The following is a 19,066-nucleotide window of genomic DNA, read 5'->3' as shown; positions in this document are numbered from 1 at the left end:
TGCTCTTTAGCAGTTTTGAAGTTCCCAATTCTTCTTTCGTTAATTCCAATGCTTAAATGACATTCTACAATTCTTTTAGGAACAAATTCTTGTTGATAAATCTTAAGTGCTAAAACGGAATATTTATTTGCTAAGTTTATTTCCCAACACTGTGATGCTGAAAGTCCAATAGAATAATACAAGTCACCCATTTCAGATGCAGGTAAAGTTGTTGGAGAAATTTTTTCGGCTAATAAATAGGTTTTTAAGGCTAGATCGTATTCATCAAGTATATAATGATAGTTTCCTAAATACTTATGGAATAAGTAGAATTGTTCTTGGTTCATAAACTCTTTAAATCGATCGATTTCTTTGATTTTATCTTCTGCGCTGTCTAAGTCGCCAGTAATAATAAAAAACCTTATTTGTTGAATGCTATATTCCAACTCAGTCTCTTCATCGCTATGTAATAAAGGATGATCATGAATGTCTGCATACTGTTCCATGATTTTTGCTTTATTTTGTGGATGAAGTAATAACGATTTAAAGTTTTTTACCAAAACTTTACCAACAGGATTATCTTTGGGCGCAAGAGGAATTCCTAACTTCTTGCATAAAGCTTCTAATTCATTGAGTCCTGGTTCTTTAATACCGGCCTCGATTTTTTTCAGCTCTTTCGGGAGAAGAATCCCGGAAGCAAGATCTTCTAAGCTCATCTTTTTCTTCATCCGGTGATATTTGAGCCGCATTCCAGTGTCCATTGATTCTCTCCTTTCCGTTTGCATGGGCAGAACTTCAATCATCCATGTAGGAGAGTTACTTTCAAACTTCTCCGGTATGGTGGAGAAGTTTGAAGTAGAAAGATTGCTTAGTACGATAATTTCCGCCTCCACATCTTAAGTATACTTTATTATATCTCTTTTTTTACCATCTTATCATCAATTTTCTAAATAAACTGCTTTTTTTATTATGCTCTATTAAAAATATAATAAAAAGGTAAAAAATACCTATCATCGAATATAGTTAGGCTGAGAATTACTCATCTAATTATCGGCATGATTACTGAAAAGTTTAGCGCTTCCGGGCATTTGGGTAATGTACATATAACAACAAATATATTTCTGGAGGTTCTTAGTATGGATAAAGAGAAAAAAGTTTTAGCTGTGGTATTTTCAGAAGAAGATTTAATGAGAAAAATCGAGGGCTTAAAAACCCAGGGATATAAGGAAAGTGATATTCATTTAGTGGCACAGGACGGCGATCGTCTGGACGCCATTGAAAACCGGACTGGAGCGGAAGGCGAGCAAGTGAACTCATTCAAGGATAAATTCAAAGGGTTCATCAGTGGCGAAGGCAGTGTCAGGGAAGGCGTAAAATCATTAGGCTTAAATGACCAGGAGACAGAGCGCTATACAGCTGATATTGCAAATGGCGGAATCCTTCTTTATACGGAAGAAGAACGTGCCGGAATTCTGGAAGCAGTTGAAGAAGGTGAATTGAGGAATAACCAGGGGACTGAAACTCCCGAAGACCAAAAACGCCATCAGTTCATCAACTCGGTCGATAATAATTTCGATGAGCAGGAGGACCGGTTTGCCCGCGGCGAAACTTTCCTGCAAGATCCGACATTAGTGAAAGATGAGCGGCATGTTTCTTTCACAACGGAGGAAAAACCGGAAGTTGAAAAAGCCAGAGGCGGAACAAGCGAAGCAGAAAAACATACGAAGAGCGACAAGAAATACCGTTAAGAGTTTTAACCCTTTCCTTAATATATGGAAAGGGTTTTTATTTTGCACAAAATTATCTTCTGCGAATGTCATTACTTAGAACAGCAGGTTTTATTTTTCTGAAGGTTCGGGTAAACACTTATTAAGACGATTATACAGGAGGCTGAATTGAAAATGAGAGAGTCTAATAGAGAATTCGAAATGGTATATAGCCAGGAAGAGATGGAACAGCGCATCGAACAGTTAAAGATGCACGGTTACAGTGAAAATGATATCCATGTCCTTGCCAGAGATAAGGATGTTTTCAATTCATATGAGAGTCAATCCAATGTGGATAAGCATGAAGCAGAATCATTTTCGAGCAAGTTCAAGTCTTTCTTCAGCGGAGAAGATACAGTACATTCGCAGTTGAGGAATTTGGATCTGGATCAATCATCGATCGACAGATACAGTGAAGATATTAAAAAAGGAGCCATTCTTCTATATACAGATGGTAATTCACTCAGCAGGGAAAGAGAGAATACTTCATCATTCGGCGATGACACCCGTACAATCGATAGTGATGAACGCAAAAGAAATACTGCTTTTACACCATTTGGCAGAGATATCGAACGTGACGGCAATAAATTCAACGATGAAAAAATAAGAGATCGGGATGTGCGCGCAGATCACATAGATGATACACGTCCGGATGGATTGTCTTCTCGGACAATCGCTGAAGACTCAGATCGCATCTATACATCGGAAGTCAGACGCGAAGATCAGCACGGTGATCCGGGTTATGGAAACAAAACCAAAGATTCAAGGCTGGAAGGCGCAACTATTCATCCGACAACGGATGCTAAGCCTGAAGATGAAGGGTCTTTAAAAGAGAAGAGTTTCGACCACGAGCCGCAATTGGAGACAGAAGCACAAGAAGATGACCTTAATCGTGAAGATGGGGTAAATCGGAGACAGGATGAACCATCTCCGGGTGTGGATCCCAATTTAGGACCAGCTCCATTCGGAAGGGATTCAGAAGAAGAACATTTAATAAGAGATGACGATGATCGAAACAATGGACACAGAAGCGGACGCGGACACGACGATCCGAAGCATACACTTGATGGACATGATGATGTGGACAACCGCCACAATCCGCGCGATGCGCGATCATTCCATGAGGATGTGGAAAAGAAAACTTCAACGCCACCTACACCAAGACTTTTCTAAGCAGCTGCGGTAAGCGTCCGGCAAACGGCAGTAAAGGACGTGAAAAGGGTTCCGCTCAATTAAATGAGCGGAACCCTTTTGTAGTTAAAAGAAAAACCGGTCGATTTGACCGGTACACCAAGATTATTTTTTGTTTGTATTGTTTTTGAAATCACCAACGGCATCCTGGACTTCACCTTTTGCTTTGTCCATTTTACCTTCCCGCTGTTTTTGCTTATCATCAGTTGCATTGCCGACTTGATCTTTCAGCTCGCCTTTACCTTTGCTGACAGCGCTTTTGACTTTATCAGAAAATCCATCCTTGCTCATAATCGATTCCTCCCAATGAATGTCTTAACTCTTGTATAGCCTTTTGCTTCGTTTTTAAACCCTTGGGAAATCGGGGCAAATAAAAAAACTTTCAGTGTTCACTGAAAGTTCTTTGGAATAGGCTGGCTGTGAATTGCTTTTAACGTTTCTTTAGCAGCGTTTTGTATACTGATGCACAGATCTTCTTCTGCTAAACGATTTAAAGTGGTAAGGGGTGTGAAAGAGTTCTTTGCAACATTTTCCCTTACTTCGGCGTGCTGGTCCATGGATAGGTCGACAAGTAATCCTGCACAAGTAATGGATTTTGCAAGTTCGGCACGCTCTTTATGCTGCATTTTCAAAACTGCCGCTTCGTCCCAACCGGTCCAATCCGTTAACGTTGTATAAAATTGCAGATTGCCATTCATGCTGCTTTGCACCCCTATATTTTTAAAATATTCTAACTATATTGTATTATAACAGCTTTACCCCGAAATACTACTAAAATAAACTTGCTTTGGAGGATAAAATATGAAAATTGTTATTATCGGTGGAACGTCATTTGTAGGACGTCATATTGTTGAAGAAGCTGTGGAAAAAGGGCATGACGTCACATTATTCAATAGGGGAAAAAGCAATCCCGATATTTTTCCTGAGCTTTCACGCATAACAGGTGACAGACGGTTGGATGCACATAAACTGGAAAATGAAAAATGGGATGCAGTGATTGATACTTCCGCTTATACACCTTCCGATCTGATCCCAGTCTTAGATCATGTTTCCACCGACCATTATACGTTCATTTCCACGATTTCTGTTTACGATGATTTCAGTGAAGGGCCGGTGGCTGAAGGTGCTTCTATGCATAAAGGCATGGAAGGCGATACGGTAACCGGAGAAACCTACGGGCCTTTAAAAGTGACATGTGAAGAAACTGTAAAAGATTATTTTCCGCATAATGCCTTGATTATCCGTCCTGGAATTGTCGCTGGAGCTCACGACCCGACAGATCGTTTTACTTACTGGGCACTCAAACTGAATGAATCGGGTGAAGTGCTGATACCTGGCGGCCGGTCGAGGAAAGTGCAGTGGATAGACGCGAAAGATCTGGCCGCTTTTACGGTTTTAAATGTTGAAAATAGAACTAACGGCACGTTTAATCTAACTGCAAATCCGGTTACTATGGAAGAGCTTGTGAAAACGCTGGCTTCTGATGAAGCAGTTCCAGTATGGGCAGACGACCGGATATTATTGGACGCTGGAGTTAAACCTTTTGAATTTCCGCTATGGATACCGGTAAGTGCTGATCATCCGGAAGGCTTTATATTGGCTGACAATACAAAAGCGAAAGAAACTGGCTGGGCTCCCCGTGGATTGGCTGAAACAGCCGAAGCGGTGCGTGAGTGGAAAAAGGGGACCAGCAGCAACGATCTGAAAACCGGAATCAGTGAAGAACAACGTGATAAAATTCAATCACTGATTAAAATAGATCGGTAAAGCCCGAAACTTTTCATCTGCAGACAACGTCTAATTGGAATAACAAGGAATAAATATGATTCATGGGAGATTCTGTGCTATAATAGCATTGAATTTCTATGTGCATAAGAATTTTTGAGGAGGAAAGGTATGTTATACCTCGTGCTGGTTTTGGCATTCATTGCTTCTATTGTCCTGACGCCTCTGGTCAAACGCCTTGCCTTCAGGGTTGGAGCGGTGGACCGTCCAAACTACAGGAAAGTCCATGCGCGTATAATGCCGCGTTTAGGTGGATTAGCCATTTTTGGATCGTTTTTGATCGGATATTTTATTTTAAGGCCAGTAGATCCCATATCCAATGCAGTTGAACCTGCTTTTATACCGATTACAACCGCCATTATCATTGGGGCATTTATCATAATCATCACCGGTGTTTTCGATGATATGCTTGAAATTACCGCAAAAGCGAAAATGTTGGGCCAGCTGCTGGCTGCATCAATTGTAGTCGTCGGCGGCGGTCTTGAAATTTCATTTATCAACCTGCCCTTTGGCGGAGAAATTGATTTTGGATACTTCAGTATACCGTTGACGATCATCTGGATTATCGCAATCACAAATGCCATTAACCTGATTGACGGCCTGGATGGTTTGGCTGCAGGTGTTTCAACTATAGCACTTGTCACTTTGGCGATAATGGCATTTATCATGGGCGATATCTTCGTCATGTCAACAGCCGCTATACTCGCGGCAAGCTCTATCGGCTTTCTGTTCTATAATTTCCATCCAGCCAAGATTTTCATGGGTGATACCGGAGCTTTGTTCCTGGGATTCATGATTTCCGTTCTTGCATTGATGGGCTTTAAGAACGTAACGATGGTAGCTTTGATCATCCCTGTTATCATGCTGGGCGTACCTATTTCTGATACATTCTTTGCTATTGTCAGACGCGTTCGTGAAAAACAGCCGATTTCTGCTGCAGATAAATCGCATTTGCATCACTGTCTTCTGAATATCGGATTCTCACATAGCCAGACAGTCTTAATCATTTATGGCATTGCGGCTTTGTTCGGATTGGCAGCTTTGCTGTTCTCCCAAGCGACTCTGTGGGGAGGCATCCTTCTGCTGGGTGTGATGCTGTTGGCCATTGAATTATTCGTAGAGGTTGTGGGGTTGGCAGGAAAGAACTACCGCCCGCTGATCAATCTGGTTAAAATGATAGGTAAATAAAAAGCTGGCCACAAAACAATCGGGTTTGTGGCCAGTCTTTTTTATGTATACTGAACTTGATCAAAAAGAAAAGAGACATTCCATGGAGGAATGTCTCTTTTTGTTAATCATTATTATAAGCTTCATTTCCGAATTCAGTAGAACTGCTGTTGTCAGAGAAAGAAGAAGTGTCCGGTTTCAATCCCAGATGGCTTTGAAGGATATCCTGAACTTCCGTTAAGGACTCTTCATCCAGCTGCCAATAATAGATGCCGGTCGACATGTCATCGTAACCGTTGAGTGTAATAGCCTCAACATCAGGCTTGCCGTCTTTAGCGTATTCGAAGAATGCCTGCATATCTTTGAAAGATAGGTTCGTCTTCATGTTATCGCCGACTGCGTCAATCACATCAGCGTATTTAGTGAATGAACCAGCTGATAAAGCCTTGTCCATAATTGCCTGCAAAATCATCTGCTGGCGTTTTCCGCGCTCAATGTCATTGTCGTAATGGCGAGTCCTTGCAAGAGCGAGTGCTTCACTGCCGTCGACTGTCTGGATGCCTTCTTCAAGACTGATAGCGCCTGCATTATCGAATTCATCCTGTTCTTCCAAGTCGTAAGGAACATCCACGCGGATGCCATCAAGTGCGTCAACCACATCGATGAATGCTTCAAAATCCATTCTTACATAATAATCAACAGGGATTTCCAAGAGATTTTCGACGGATTCGATAGTGGAGCTGGGCCCATTATAGGCATATGCATGCGTGATTTTATCTTCTTTGCCTGCATCTGGTATGAAGGTGTAGGTATCTCGCGGAATACTCACCAGTTTAATGGACTTATCTTCATTGTTCAATGTCGCCAGCACCAATGCATCAGAGCGGATGCTACCGGAACTCTGGTCTCGCTTGCTGCTGTCATCGACTCCGATGAAAAGAATGGAAATGTCATCGTGGAGAGGCTCCACTTTTTCGTCGCGTAAATCGGACATTTCCCGATCACCACTCTCAAAGGCGTTGTTGGCGGCGTTTTCGGCTTTTTTAACTAAATAAATGCCATATGCGGAAAGGCATAAAAGCAAGGACACTGCCAGGGTCAAGGAAATTTTGATGATTGTCCGTTTTTTGGACGATTTGTGTTTACGGTATTTTTTACGGTTCATGGTTATGGCTCCTCTGAGTGGGAATGGGCTAACCGATTTACAAATTCAGTTTTTCCAGTCTTTTCTTCTATATAAAGATGCAATAATTGAAAATCGAAAAGCAAGTATTCTAATCAATTTATTATACAGTGTTTTAAAGGCTGAGTAAATAAAGTTGCTCAATTAACGGGGAATTCCAGATATTCCTTTTCGGTGCAAATAAAGGAAGATTGCCCGTTTGTCAGTTCATTCAACCAAGCGGCAAATGTCTCTTCTTCAGCCACTGGCACATAAATATACAGGTCAACGCCTTCGGTATATTCAATTGTTTTTAAAGGGTACTGGGACTGCCGGACTTCGTTCTCGACTTTGCCCAGCCAGGTATAGTCGATAGTCACTTTCATCAATGAATGCAGTCTCCGTTCAACAATGCCGGCCGCAGCCAATGCTTCGGAAGCCGTTTTTCCATATGCGCGGATCAGTCCGCCGCTGCCGAGCTTGATGCCGCCGAAATAACGGGTTACTACAATGACAGTATCTTTCAACTGCTTCTTTTTTAAAACTTCCAGTATTGGGACGCCTGCGGTTCCGCTGGGTTCCCCGTCGTCATTCGCTTTTTGGATTGAGTCATGCTCACCCAGCATATAGGCGGAACAATTGTGATTTGCTGAACGATGCTGTTCTTTTATCGAAGTGATGAAGTCAAGAGCTTCCTGTTCGGTTTCAGCTCTCGCAGCGTAGCCGATAAAGCGGGATTTCTGTATAAGCAGTTCAGCACTGGCCGAACTGCCTGTTGTCATGTAAGATTCTCGCAATTTAAACCCCCCTGTTGTAAAATGAAATCAGATAATTTGTAATGTATATTTAATATTAGCTTACTTATATAGTGATATACTTGTTAAAGCCTATGCAGGCATAAAGATTCAAGGATTTCACCAAATGCACGAAGATTATCTAAGGCGGTTTTGAAATGTCCAGAAAAATCGATGGAAAAGAGTTGGATTCCATTTATGATGAGCTGCTGGCCAAAATGGAGCAGTCAAAAAAAGATATTTTCATTATAAGCGAACAAAGTCGCCAGGGTTATGAAGAGATGAAGGACGAACTGGAAGATGTGCGTTTGAACATTTCGGCTGTCATCAAAACCGGCGACTTATTGGAAGAGAAAACACGTGCTGCAAGAAGGCGCCTTGCTGAAGTATCAGGGTCATTCAACTCTTATACGGAAGAGCAGATTCGCCAATCATATGAAAATGCCAATAGTTTGCAGCTTCAATTGTCTGCCAACAGATCCGAAGAAAAAAAATACCGTCAAAAACGGGATCGGCTTCAACGGCGTCTGCAGACATTATTACAGACAATCGAACGGGCTGAAAAGCTTGTGAACCAATTGAACATCACCATGAATTATCTCTCATCCGATTTTGAAGAGGTGGAAGATGCGATTGAAAAGCCGCAGTTAAATCACGATTATAGCCTGCGGATCATCGAAGCGCAAGAAGAAGAACGCAAACGGCTGTCACGCGAAATTCATGATGGACCTGCGCAGATGATGGCGAATGTCCTGCTCAGATCGGACCTGATTGAACGGACGTACCGTGAAAAAGGGCCGGAGCAGGCATTCCGTGAAATATCTTCATTGAAAGAAATGGTTCGCCATGCTTTGACTGAAGTCAGGAGAATCATTTATGATCTTCGTCCAATGGCGCTGGACGATCTTGGATTAGTGCCCACACTGAGGAAGTATCTGGAAACGACCGGTGATTATAACCCGGGTACTGTTCTTGCTTTCAAATCGAATGGGACCGAGAGAAGATTGCCATCAAGTTTTGAGACCTCCATTTTCCGTCTGGTGCAGGAAGCGATTTCGAATGCCATCCGGCACGGAAAAGCGACTGCTATTGAAGTCAAATTGGAATGGTTGAAAGAACATGTCAGCATTAGCGTCAGTGATAACGGCACCGGCTTTGATCAGAGTATCGTAAAGAATCAATCATTCGGTCTACTGGGGATGAGAGAGAGAATCGAACTGATCAAAGGGGATTTCATCATAAATTCAAGTCTTGGGGAAGGGACCATCTTAATGTTTCAGATCCCCTATGAATTGGGTATATAAGAACGGTATTTGAGGAGGACAACATAATGACGAAAATTATTATTGTAGATGATCACCAGCTATTCCGTGAAGGTGTAAAAAGGATTCTGGACTTTGAAGAGACTTTTGAAGTTGTTGCCGAGGGCGGCGACGGTACTGAAGTCATCAAATTATACGAAGAAAATCAACCGGATGTCGTATTGATGGATATCAATATGCCTCAAAAGAACGGTGTGGAAGCTACAGGCGAGTTGATGGAGAAGCATCCGGATGCAAAAGTCATTATGCTGTCGATTCATGATGATGAGTCATACGTTACACATGCGCTGAAAACCGGCGCGTTAGGGTATATGCTGAAGGAGATGGATGCTGAAGCAATCATCCAAGCCATTAAAGTTGTGGCGAAGGGCGGCTCATATCTGCATCCGAAAGTGACCCGCAATCTGGTAATGGAATTCCGCCGTCTAAGCGAACGCGAAAACAAAGGATCCTTCCACCAGACTGAAATCCGCCGTCCCTACCATTTGTTGACGAAACGTGAAAGTGAAGTCCTGCAATTGTTGACGGATGGACAAAGCAACCGAATCATCGGTGAAACGCTTTTCATCTCCGAAAAAACAGTTAAAAACCACGTCTCCAGCATACTTCAAAAAATGCAGGTCAATGATCGTACGCAAGCAGTGGTCACTGCAATCAAAAATGGCTGGGTAGAAGTAAGATAATTGAAATTCCGCGCGGTGGCCCAGTGCCATCGCGTTTTTATTTTCAGTGATTATTCCGATCATCTGTAGGAAATGACACAGATTCTTCATTGATATATGAAATGGCCTGTGTCAAAATGAATCGCAGGAGGAGTGCCCCATGAAAAAAATGATGTTGCTGGCCGGCATGCTGCTTTTGCTGTCTGCTTGTTCAGAGGAAAGTGGTCCTGCCGAGAACACGAATTCAGTTGATGACAGCAATCTTGAAAATGAAAATAATGCTGTGGACCACGGCATGGAAGATAAATCTGCTGGATTTACAATGGACAGTGAAGGAAATGTGCTGGAAGCTGATGTTCCTGAAGAAGAAGAGGAAGCGATCCTTGCGGCATATGACGAATACATTGCAGCTTTTAATGCAGAAGACCTGGATCGCTATATGGCTGTGATTGCGGAAGAGCCGGAAGGTTTCGACAGAGCTGAAGATCAGCTTGCTTTGGAAGAAGCTTTTACTGCATACGACACTGAATACGTTCCATCGAATGAAACAATTGTGAAGTATACACCTGAACGTGCAGAAGTATTTGCTGAAATTGAAGTGGCTGTCGGTGCTGAAACCGGTGCGAAAACTGAACAATCAGGAAGACAAGTGGTGATTTTCAAGAAGGAAGACGCTGAGTGGAAAGTCAGCGGACTTCATTTTATAGGCAATTGATGGTATTCTTCCCGTTTTTACGGGAAGTTTTTTTATGTAGTTTTACAGGAGTACTATTTGGTAAACTGGAAGAGGAGGATGATTTATGCAAAAAACAGCGATAGTTACGGACAGTACGGCATATTTGCCTAAAGATGTCCGTGAAAGATGGAATATCCATATGATTCCACTGCAAGTCACGTTCGGCTTGGAATCTTTTGAAGAAGAACAGGAATTGACTGTTGACGAATTCTATAGGAAATCGTCAGTCCAATTGCCGAAGACTTCCCAGCCGCCAATTGGAGAGTTCATCAATTTATATAAGCGTCTTGCTTTGGATTACGATGAAATTATCACCATACACCTTTCAAGCGGCATCAGCGGTACATACGCGGGCGCAGTTCAGGCAGGCGAGATGACTGAACATGCAGCTGTTTATGCATTCGATTCCGAGATATCATGTGCCATGCAAGGTTTTTATGCGTTAAAAGCTGCGGAAATGGCATCTGATGGTGCTGGTGCAACTGAAATTCTGCAGGAACTTGATCAGATGAAGAAATCGATGCGCGCTTATTTTATGGTTGAAGATTTGAAACACCTTCAGCGTGGCGGAAGATTATCTGGTGCGCAGGCACTTGTAGGAGGCATGCTCCAAATAAAGCCGATCCTGCATTTTGAGAAAACGGAAATAGTGCCGTTCGAGAAAGTGCGTACACGAAAAAAAGCCATGAACCGTATGGTGTCATTGCTCGAAGCCGATGTACAATCCGGTGATTCCATTAAAGCAACGATCATCCACGCAAACCGGGAAGCGGACGCGCAGCAATGGAAGAAGGAACTGGAAGCGCAATTCTCTACAGTAGAATTTGATATTTCTTATTTTGGACCGGTTATCGGTGTTCATTTAGGAGAAGGATCAATGGGTCTTGGCTGGGTAAAAAAATAACCTGCCAGGCCTTTTTTTAAACCGGAAGAACAAAGAAGGAGTTGGGATATGGAAGCTTTACAGAAATTTCTCAGCGGCAGAATCTGGCTGCGTGATTTTACGCCTTTTCCACAGGAAGAAATTGAAAATGCAATTGACGCCGGATTTATTGCTGTGCAAAAAGGCATTACGGAGGACTTGAAATGTGCCCGGTGCCTCGAGCAATCGACTGAAAAAATCGTATCTTACAATTGCGCGAAATGCGAAGCTGAATGTTTTTATTGCAGGCATTGCATCAGGATGGGCAGAGTCAGCTCATGTACAGATTTGATAACCTGGAAAGACCCTCTATCATTAACCCCTCATTCCCATTCATTCACATGGAATGGCGAACTTACAAACCTCCAGCAGCTTGCTTCCGATGAGTTGAGTGAAAGCTTGCGAAAAAACAGATCCCATCTGGTCTATGCCGTCTGCGGTGCAGGTAAAACGGAATTATTGTTTCCGCCGCTGCACAAAGCCCTGTCTGAAGGAAAAAGAATCTGTATCGCGGCGCCGCGCACCGACGTCGTGCTTGAATTGTCGCCGCGCCTCAAAGCGGTTTTTCCCGATACGACCATCCATACATTATATGGTGGATCTGCTTTAGAAGAAGGATTTGCCCAGCTGGTTTTGGCGACAACCCACCAGCTTTATCGCTTCAGCCAGGCATTCGAACTGGTGGTTGTTGACGAAGCGGATGCGTTTCCATATTCATATGATCCGGCACTTGCCAGGGCAGTCATTAAATCGTTGAAAGCAGATTCCCCGATCATTTATGTTTCTGCAACCCCTTCACGCAAATTATTGAAAGCCATACCAAACCAGTCAAAAATCTTCCGCCGTTTCCATGGACACGCACTTCCTGTGCCGGAATATCGATCGTTATGGAATTACCGGAAATCTTTTAACGCCAATAAAATTCCGGGAAAATTGGCAGGATGGGTAAAATTGAGACTTGAAAAAAATGAACCGTTCATGCTTTTTTTCCCTACCATCGAAATGATCCGGCAGGCCGAGCCTTTATTCAAATGGATCGATGATGGGATTGAAGCAGTGCATTCCAAAGATCAGGACCGGAAAGAAAAAGTGATGAAGCTGCGCAACGGTGAAATAAGAGGTGTACTGACTTCCACTATATTGGAAAGAGGCGTGACGATCGAAAATATCCAAGTTGGCGTTGTTGGAGCTGATGAAGAGGTTTTTTTGGCATCAGCACTGATTCAAATGGCGGGAAGGGCGGGACGGTCAAGTGCGTTCCCGAATGGTGAAGTGATCTTTTTTCATAATGGCATCTCCCGTCAGATGGATAAAGCAAGGGATCTCATTATTTCCTATAACCGGGAGGGGCGTCGATGAACTGTTATTTATGTGATAGCCGACTTGATTTGAAGCCTTCCTGGCGGGACTTGTTTTTTATGGATCCGGAAGAAACCATCTGTATAACTTGCAGAACCGGTTTTGAACGGAACGGAAACGGCTGCAGGATTTGTGGACTTGCAGGTGCAGAACTTTGCAGTGAATGCAGTTATTGGGAAACGACTGAATTCCGCGGTGCAATCGATTCAGGTAAATGCCTATACATTTATAACGAAGCGATGAAGGAATATTTCCATCAATTTAAATTTCTTCAGGATGTGGTGCTGGCTGAGGTATTTGCGGACGAACTGGCAAAAGCCGTAAGAAAGGCGGGTGCGATTGCTGTTCCCATTCCAATGAATGGGGAGAAATTAAGGCGACGGACTTTTTCCCAAGTTGACAGCATGCTGGATGCCGGAAAAGTGGGTTATATCCATCTGCTTCAGAAGAATGAAGAGGTTCAGGGGGAGAAGACGAAAGAGGAGCGAATGGCTACGCGTGGACTATTCATGTTGAAAGGCAATCCGGTGCCGAAGAATATTGTGCTTGTGGATGATATGTACACAACCGGCACTACGCTGCGCCTTGCCGCGAAGCTCTTAAAAGAAAGTGGAGCGGAAACAGTCTCGTTCGTTGCTTTAATCAGGGCATGAATTTTATGGAAACGGGCGGTAAAAGCCCGTTCCATTAATGTTCATAAATCATTTTCCTGGTCATCCCGCCGTCAATCGTCAAACATTCTGCTGTAATGAAGGAGTTTTCTGGATTGCATAAAAACAGGCATGCTCGTGCGATATCTGAAACATCTCCGACCCGGCCGCTCCAATGCTGCTCGTGATCGACTTCCCTCAACTCTGATTTGTCGCCTGTATGAATCCATCCTGGAGCGATGGAATTGACACGTATGCCTTTCTCACTGAGTGAAGCTGCCAGCGAATGCGTAAGCGCATAGATACCGCCTTTAGAAGCTGAATACAATTCCGTATGCGGCTCTGACATAAAGGCGCGTGTTGAAGCCATATTAACGATGGATCGAATATCTTCCGACATATACCGGGCTGCTTCACGGCTGCAGATGAAGACTGATTTAAGATTAGTATCCAGAATCCCATTCCAGTCATCTTCTTCGATTTCCCAGAGGGATTGGAATTTAGAAACGCCGGCATTATTAATCAGTATATGGATCGCTCCGTGTTTCTCATGGATTTTTCGCATCGTATCGGTCACCTGCTGGAAGCTTCCTACATCGCATTGCATAAACTCTACGTCTTCAATTTTCACTTCTTCAATATCCAGGCCGATCACTTTTGCTCCCTTTTCTGTGAAATGGCCGGCAATGCTTTTTCCTATTCCTTGTGCGGCTCCCGTAACGACGACAAGCTTATTTGTAAACATCGCCTTCACCTCCTTGCCATATAGTTTACCTGTAATCCACATTGCTGAAACTATTTACGTTTTAAGAAGGATTCCTTAGGGAACATGTAGAAATGTAACAGTGTAAGAGATTAAGAAGGAGGAGTTAATATGCTGCAATTTAATTTTAAGGGTGACAACATCGAAGTAACTCCAGCAATTCGAGACCATATCGAAAAGAAAGTTGAAAAAATTGAACGTTATTTCCCTGAAGGAACCAATGCAAATGCTATGGTCAACCTGAAGGCGATCAATAACAGCCAATCCAAAGTTGAAATTACAATCCCGATGAAAAACCTCACATTGCGTGCTGAAGAGCGGCATGATGAACTGTATGCAGCGGTAGATTTGATCGTCGGAAAACTCGAACGTCAAATCCGTAAATATAAAACGAAAGTAAACCGTAAATTCCGTGATCGTGAACCGATGGGCCAAGCATTCGCAAACTATGAGAATGAAAACAATGGCACACAGGAAGAAGACACGGAAGAAGATTTCACAATCGTACGTACAAAGCAGTTCGATCTGAAACCGATGGATGAAGAAGAAGCGGTATTGCAGATGAATATGCTCGGACATAACTTCTTCGTCTTCACTGACGCTGAAACGAACGATACAAACATCGTCTATAAGCGTAAAGACGGAACCTACGGCTTGATCGAAACAAGTTCTTCATAAATTTTAAAAAATAAGTTAAGCAAATAATGGTGAAGCCGGACAGAAGCAACTTTCTGTCCGGCTTTTTCTATTTGGCTTGGATCTTTGCCTCTTGCTGAAACTTGGCTGCCATATTCGTGAATTCCTTCCGTTAAGCAGACTCTTCTTTGTTTGCACGCTTTTATATGCAGTGTTAAAATGAGGAGTGAGATTTTTCGGAAATCAATGGATGTTCCGGCCAATCAGAGATTCTTGAAGTATGCGATCCAATTGACACATAAATAAAGCAATAGCGATCCGGTCCGTTTACGGAACTGGACACTGTGCAAGGAGCGGTATAAATGTTAGGAGTATTAAACAAAGTATTTGACCCGAATAAAAGGGATTTAAAAAGACTGGAAAAGATTGCTGACACTGTGGAAGCTCTGGCGTCCGATTTTGCAGCACTTTCCGATGACGCATTAAAAGCGAGAACAGAAGAGTTCATCAGCCGCCACGCCAAAGGCGAGTCGCTTGATGATCTGCTTCCTGAAGCATTTGCGACAGTGAGGGAAGCCTCAAAACGTGTACTTGGAATGTATCCATTCCGTGTGCAGCTCATGGGTGCGGCTGCTTTGCATGAGGGCAATATCGCCGAGATGAAAACCGGTGAAGGTAAAACCCTGACGTCGACGATGGCTGTCTATTTGAATGCCATCAGCAAGCAAGGAGCACATGTTGTTACAGTCAACGAATACCTGGCCAGCCGGGATGCTGAAGAAATGGGCAAATTATACACATGGCTTGGCTTAACAGTCGGTTTGAACACCAACAGCATGACAAAAGAAGAAAAACATCAGGCGTATTTGGCTGACATCACATACAGCACAAATAATGAACTGGGATTTGATTACCTGCGGGATAATATGGTTCTTTATAAAGAAGATATGGTCCAGCGGCCGTTGAACTTTGCCGTAGTCGATGAAGTTGACTCAATTTTGATCGATGAAGCGCGTACGCCGCTGATCATTTCAGGACAAGCGGCTAAATCGGCCCAGCTTTACATGCAGGCGAACGCTTTTGCGCGCATGCTGCGTAAAGACGCAGATTACACATATGATGAAACAACAAAAGGCGTCGTTTTGACTGAAGAAGGAATCGAAAAAGTCGAGAAGGCTTTTGGCATCGATAACTTATTCGACATCAACCATGTGCGCCTGAACCATGCAATCAATCAGTCATTGAAAGCTCATGTAACGATGCATAACGATGTCGATTATGTAGTCCAGGATGGGGAAGTGGTCATTGTTGACCAATTTACCGGCCGCTTGATGAAAGGGCGCCGCTATTCTGATGGTCTGCACCAGGCAATCGAAGCAAAAGAAGGGCTGGAAGTCCAAAACGAATCGATGACGATGGCAACGATCACTTTCCAGAACTTCTTCCGTATGTATAAAAAATTATCAGGTATGACGGGTACTGCAAAAACCGAAGAAGAGGAATTCCGCAATATCTATAATATGAACGTTATTGCAATTCCGACAAACAAGCCGATTATCCGGGATGACCGGGTTGATCTGATTTATGCGACGACTGAAGGGAAATACAAAGCGGTAGGCGATGATATAGCTGAACGCCATCAAAAAGGGCAACCTGTGCTGGTAGGTACTGTCGCAATTGAAACTTCAGAAATCATTTCGAATTACCTGACTAAAAAAGGGATTCGCCACTCTGTCCTGAACGCTAAGAACCACGCGCACGAAGCTGAAATCATTTTAAATGCCGGCCAAAAAGGCGCGGTAACCATCGCGACAAACATGGCCGGCCGTGGTACGGACATCAAACTCGGTGAAGGAGTGGTCGAAGCAGGCGGATTGGCTGTTCTTGGTACCGAGCGCCATGAATCGCGCCGTATCGATAATCAGCTGCGCGGCCGTTCAGGCCGTCAGGGAGATCCGGGTGTAACACAATTTTATCTTTCATTGGAAGATGATCTGATGCGCCGTTTCGGCTCTGATGCGATGCGTAATATGATGGGCAAACTTGGCATGGATGATTCCCAGCCATTGCAATCCCGTATGGTTACACGCTCAGTGGAATCAGCGCAGAAGCGTGTGGAAGGTAATAACTTTGATGCCCGTAAACGTTTGCTGCAATATGATGATGTTCTTCGCCAGCAGCGTGAAATCATCTATAAAGAACGTATGGAAGTCCTGGAAACAGACAATATGCGCGCATTGGTTGAAAGCATGATCGATAATACAGTCAACCGCGTCGTCTATTCGCATACGACAGACGAGAAACCGGAAAATTGGCATTTGAAGACACTTGCTGATGTGCTTGCGGCCAATCTCTTGCCTGAAGATGCAGTGACAGAAGCGGATCTGCAGAATAAAACACAGGAAGAGATCATTGATTTCATTAAAGCGGAAGTTGTAAGACGCTATGACGAAAAAGAAGTTGAAATGACGCCGGAGCGCATGCGTGAATTCGAGAAAGTCGTGCTGCTCCGTTCGATTGATACGAAATGGATCGACCACATCGATGCCATGGATCAGCTGCGTCAAGGGATTCACCTGCGTGCCTATGGACAGAATGATCCGCTTCGCGAATATCAGCATGAAGGATTTGCGATGTTCGAGGCGATGGTTGAAGCCATTGAAGACGATGTATCCAAGTATGCAATGAAAGCGGAAATCCGCAACAACTTGCAGCGTGAAGAAGTTGCCAAAGGACAAGCGGTCAATCCGAAAGAAGGAGATACTGCGGTCAAGAAGAAAAAAGAACCGATCCGCAGCGATTCCACTATCGGAAGAAATGACCCTTGCCCATGCGGCAGCGGCAAGAAATTCAAGAACTGCCATGGTGCAACTGTATAGAAACACTTAATTGCCGAAGAGCGCTATGCTCTTCGGTGTTATTTACGGAAAAAACATGATGTTTTAATATTGAATATGGCTCTGGAGGAGCGGTGTACTGTCAAAACTCCAGCGGCAACAAAGCGCTTGCGCTTTTCTTATGAGGAGGAAACATATTATGATGGAATTAGCAGATATACGAAACGAGCTCGACAAATCATCCGCAAAACTGGCGGACTTCAGGGGGTCTCTTTGACTTAGAAAACAAAGAGGCCAGAATTCAGGAATTGGATGAAATGATGATCGATCCTGATTTCTGGAACAACCAGGAAGCGGCGCAAGTCGTCATTTCTGAACTGAACGGTTTGAAGGAAATCGTCAACACCTACCACGATTTTGTAGAATCCCAGGAAAATATGGAGATGACACTTGAGTTATTGCGTGAAGAAATGGACGAGGAATTGCATGAAGACCTGAGTGAGGAATTGAAGGAATTTAAATCCAAGCTCAGCGACTATGAACTCCAGATGCTATTGAGTGAACCATATGATAAAAACAACGCAATTCTTGAGCTGCACCCAGGAGCAGGCGGAACAGAGTCCCAAGACTGGTGTTCAATGCTGCTTCGGATGTATACGCGCTGGGCTGAAAAACGGGGCTTTAAAGTTGAAACACTCGATTATCTTGCGGGTGAAGAGGCAGGGGTCAAATCCGTTACGCTGGGCATCAAAGGCCATAACGCATACGGTTACCTGAAAGCGGAAAAAGGGGTTCACCGTCTTGTCCGCATTTCTCCTTTTGATTCTTCGGGAAGACGCCATACTTCATTTGTATCCTGTGAAGTCATGCCTGAATTCACCGGAGAAATCGAAATCGATATCCGGACGGAAGACTTGAAGATTGATACCTACCGTGCAAGCGGCGCCGGCGGTCAGCACATCAATACAACCGATTCGGCAGTCCGGATCACCCACCTTCCGACTGGTGCAGTTGTAACCTGCCAGCAGGAACGGTCGCAAATCAAAAACCGTGAAAAAGCGATGCAGATGCTGAAAGCCAAACTATATGCATTGAAAATCGAAGAGCAGGAAGCACAGCTTCTTGAAATTCGCGGCGAACAAAAAGAAATCGGCTGGGGAAGCCAGATCCGCTCTTACGTTTTCCACCCTTATTCTATGGTAAAAGATCACCGGACAAACTTTGAAACAGGGAATCTTCAGGCAGTCATGGACGGAGACATCGATGGCTTCATCAATTCGCTGCTGCGTTCGAAGATGCAATAATAGCAGAAAAGCGACGGCACCCGTTCAGCTC

At 43.7% G+C, this 19,066-nt stretch carries 19 protein-coding genes; 13 read left to right on the top strand and 6 right to left on the bottom strand.

The features are described 5' to 3' along the window. On the bottom strand, positions 1-740 hold a 740-nt coding region (locus CXF70_RS14085), incomplete at its 3' end, for a helix-turn-helix domain-containing protein (protein WP_145990738.1). A 375-nt stretch (positions 741-1,115) separates the two neighbouring features. On the opposite strand from CXF70_RS14085, the gene CXF70_RS14080 reads away from it, so the two are divergent. Both CXF70_RS14080 and CXF70_RS14075 read left to right on the top strand, forming a co-directional pair. Continuing rightward, positions 1,116-1,727, top strand: coding sequence for a YflT domain-containing protein (locus CXF70_RS14080; protein ID WP_084244629.1), 612 nt, complete (start codon positions 1,116-1,118; stop codon positions 1,725-1,727). A gap of 153 nt (positions 1,728-1,880) precedes the next feature. After that, complete coding sequence (locus CXF70_RS14075; protein ID WP_101803210.1) at positions 1,881-2,918, top strand: general stress protein; 1,038 nt, start codon at positions 1,881-1,883, stop codon at positions 2,916-2,918. Between the two features lie 123 nt (positions 2,919-3,041). On the opposite strand, the gene CXF70_RS14070 is transcribed toward CXF70_RS14075, so the two are convergent. Both CXF70_RS14070 and CXF70_RS14065 read right to left on the bottom strand, forming a co-directional pair. Further along, positions 3,042-3,227 carry a CsbD family protein gene (locus CXF70_RS14070; protein WP_199172842.1) on the bottom strand — a complete coding sequence of 62 codons (186 nt, stop codon included), beginning with the start codon at positions 3,225-3,227 and terminating at the stop codon, positions 3,042-3,044. A 98-nt stretch (positions 3,228-3,325) separates the two neighbouring features. After that, entirely contained in the window at positions 3,326-3,634 is a 309-nt protein-coding gene (locus CXF70_RS14065) for a hypothetical protein (protein ID WP_101803208.1), read from the bottom strand. Positions 3,635-3,737: 103 nt separating this feature from the next. Here CXF70_RS14065 and CXF70_RS14060 point away from each other — a divergent pair, with 103 nt between their 5' ends. Next, complete coding sequence (locus CXF70_RS14060; RefSeq protein ID WP_101803207.1) at positions 3,738-4,703, top strand: NAD-dependent epimerase/dehydratase family protein; 966 nt, start codon at positions 3,738-3,740, stop codon at positions 4,701-4,703. A 129-nt stretch (positions 4,704-4,832) separates the two neighbouring features. Continuing rightward, entirely contained in the window at positions 4,833-5,909 is a 1,077-nt protein-coding gene (locus CXF70_RS14055) for a glycosyltransferase family 4 protein (protein ID WP_084244637.1), read from the top strand. Positions 5,910-6,012: 103 nt separating this feature from the next. Here CXF70_RS14055 and CXF70_RS14050 read toward each other — a convergent pair whose 3' ends face one another. Together CXF70_RS14050 and CXF70_RS14045 are read right to left on the bottom strand one after the other, a co-directional pair. Further along, complete coding sequence (locus tag CXF70_RS14050) at positions 6,013-7,053, bottom strand: LCP family protein (protein WP_101803206.1); 1,041 nt, start codon at positions 7,051-7,053, stop codon at positions 6,013-6,015. Positions 7,054-7,211: 158 nt separating this feature from the next. Next, positions 7,212-7,847: a YigZ family protein gene (locus tag CXF70_RS14045; RefSeq protein WP_101803205.1), complete on the bottom strand. Its 636-nt coding sequence runs from the start codon at positions 7,845-7,847 to the stop codon at positions 7,212-7,214. Positions 7,848-8,002: 155 nt separating this feature from the next. Here CXF70_RS14045 and CXF70_RS14040 point away from each other — a divergent pair, with 155 nt between their 5' ends. From CXF70_RS14040 to CXF70_RS18475, 6 genes are all read left to right on the top strand, one after another. Continuing rightward, positions 8,003-9,148 (top strand): sensor histidine kinase, encoded by a 1,146-nt coding sequence (locus CXF70_RS14040; RefSeq protein WP_084244644.1) that lies wholly within the window; start codon positions 8,003-8,005, stop codon positions 9,146-9,148. A 26-nt stretch (positions 9,149-9,174) separates the two neighbouring features. Further along, positions 9,175-9,849, top strand: coding sequence for a response regulator (locus CXF70_RS14035; protein ID WP_084244646.1), 675 nt, complete (start codon positions 9,175-9,177; stop codon positions 9,847-9,849). Between the two features lie 139 nt (positions 9,850-9,988). After that, entirely contained in the window at positions 9,989-10,543 is a 555-nt protein-coding gene (locus CXF70_RS14030) for a YybH family protein (protein WP_101803204.1), read from the top strand. An 85-nt stretch (positions 10,544-10,628) separates the two neighbouring features. After that, positions 10,629-11,468 (top strand): DegV family protein, encoded by an 840-nt coding sequence (locus tag CXF70_RS14025; RefSeq protein WP_101803203.1) that lies wholly within the window; start codon positions 10,629-10,631, stop codon positions 11,466-11,468. A 48-nt stretch (positions 11,469-11,516) separates the two neighbouring features. Then, positions 11,517-12,845 carry an ATP-dependent helicase ComFA gene (locus tag CXF70_RS14020; RefSeq protein ID WP_101803202.1) on the top strand — a complete coding sequence of 443 codons (1,329 nt, stop codon included), beginning with the start codon at positions 11,517-11,519 and terminating at the stop codon, positions 12,843-12,845. After that, complete coding sequence (locus CXF70_RS18475; protein ID WP_233208647.1) at positions 12,842-13,498, top strand: ComF family protein; 657 nt, start codon at positions 12,842-12,844, stop codon at positions 13,496-13,498. The genes CXF70_RS14020 and CXF70_RS18475 overlap by 4 nt, the downstream gene beginning before the upstream one ends. A 34-nt stretch (positions 13,499-13,532) precedes the next feature. Here CXF70_RS18475 and CXF70_RS14010 read toward each other — a convergent pair whose 3' ends face one another. Then, positions 13,533-14,240 carry an SDR family NAD(P)-dependent oxidoreductase gene (locus CXF70_RS14010; protein ID WP_101803201.1) on the bottom strand — a complete coding sequence of 236 codons (708 nt, stop codon included), beginning with the start codon at positions 14,238-14,240 and terminating at the stop codon, positions 13,533-13,535. Between the two features lie 129 nt (positions 14,241-14,369). On the opposite strand from CXF70_RS14010, the gene hpf reads away from it, so the two are divergent. The 3 genes from hpf (at position 14,370) to prfB (ending at position 19,035) form a co-directional block, all read left to right on the top strand. Then, positions 14,370-14,936, top strand: a complete 567-nt coding sequence (hpf, locus tag CXF70_RS14005; RefSeq protein ID WP_084244656.1) for a ribosome hibernation-promoting factor, HPF/YfiA family — start codon at positions 14,370-14,372, stop codon at positions 14,934-14,936. A 320-nt stretch (positions 14,937-15,256) separates the two neighbouring features. Beyond that, positions 15,257-17,773 carry a preprotein translocase subunit SecA gene (secA, locus tag CXF70_RS13995; RefSeq protein WP_101803199.1) on the top strand — a complete coding sequence of 839 codons (2,517 nt, stop codon included), beginning with the start codon at positions 15,257-15,259 and terminating at the stop codon, positions 17,771-17,773. 160 nt (positions 17,774-17,933) lie between these two features. Next, positions 17,934-19,035 (top strand): peptide chain release factor 2 gene (prfB, locus tag CXF70_RS13990; protein ID WP_101803211.1). Its coding sequence is split into 2 segments (ribosomal slippage): positions 17,934-18,005 and positions 18,007-19,035, totalling 1,101 coding nucleotides; the frame shifts between segments, so codons are not numbered across the junction. Positions 19,036-19,066 lie beyond the last annotated feature (31 nt).

Source organism: Planomicrobium sp. MB-3u-38, from assembly GCF_002836425.1.
Lineage (GTDB): Bacteria > Bacillota > Bacilli > Bacillales_A > Planococcaceae > Planococcus > Planococcus okeanokoites.
The sequence above is the reverse complement of the archived record's forward strand: the minus strand, read 5'-3'. Positions and strand labels throughout refer to the sequence as shown.

Coding starts and splice junctions, on each gene's coding strand:
- CXF70_RS14080 (WP_084244629.1), top strand. CDS start 1,116: ATGGATAAAGAGAAAAAAGTTTTAGCTGTGGTATTTTCAGAAGAAGAT.
- CXF70_RS14075 (WP_101803210.1), top strand. CDS start 1,881: ATGAGAGAGTCTAATAGAGAATTCGAAATGGTATATAGCCAGGAAGAG.
- CXF70_RS14070 (WP_199172842.1), bottom strand. CDS start 3,227: ATGAGCAAGGATGGATTTTCTGATAAAGTCAAAAGCGCTGTCAGCAAA.
- CXF70_RS14065 (WP_101803208.1), bottom strand. CDS start 3,634: ATGAATGGCAATCTGCAATTTTATACAACGTTAACGGATTGGACCGGT.
- CXF70_RS14060 (WP_101803207.1), top strand. CDS start 3,738: ATGAAAATTGTTATTATCGGTGGAACGTCATTTGTAGGACGTCATATT.
- CXF70_RS14055 (WP_084244637.1), top strand. CDS start 4,833: ATGTTATACCTCGTGCTGGTTTTGGCATTCATTGCTTCTATTGTCCTG.
- CXF70_RS14050 (WP_101803206.1), bottom strand. CDS start 7,053: ATGAACCGTAAAAAATACCGTAAACACAAATCGTCCAAAAAACGGACA.
- CXF70_RS14040 (WP_084244644.1), top strand. CDS start 8,003: ATGTCCAGAAAAATCGATGGAAAAGAGTTGGATTCCATTTATGATGAG.
- CXF70_RS14035 (WP_084244646.1), top strand. CDS start 9,175: ATGACGAAAATTATTATTGTAGATGATCACCAGCTATTCCGTGAAGGT.
- CXF70_RS14030 (WP_101803204.1), top strand. CDS start 9,989: ATGAAAAAAATGATGTTGCTGGCCGGCATGCTGCTTTTGCTGTCTGCT.
- CXF70_RS14025 (WP_101803203.1), top strand. CDS start 10,629: ATGCAAAAAACAGCGATAGTTACGGACAGTACGGCATATTTGCCTAAA.
- CXF70_RS14020 (WP_101803202.1), top strand. CDS start 11,517: ATGGAAGCTTTACAGAAATTTCTCAGCGGCAGAATCTGGCTGCGTGAT.
- CXF70_RS18475 (WP_233208647.1), top strand. CDS start 12,842: ATGAACTGTTATTTATGTGATAGCCGACTTGATTTGAAGCCTTCCTGG.
- CXF70_RS14010 (WP_101803201.1), bottom strand. CDS start 14,240: ATGTTTACAAATAAGCTTGTCGTCGTTACGGGAGCCGCACAAGGAATA.
- hpf (WP_084244656.1), top strand. CDS start 14,370: ATGCTGCAATTTAATTTTAAGGGTGACAACATCGAAGTAACTCCAGCA.
- secA (WP_101803199.1), top strand. CDS start 15,257: ATGTTAGGAGTATTAAACAAAGTATTTGACCCGAATAAAAGGGATTTA.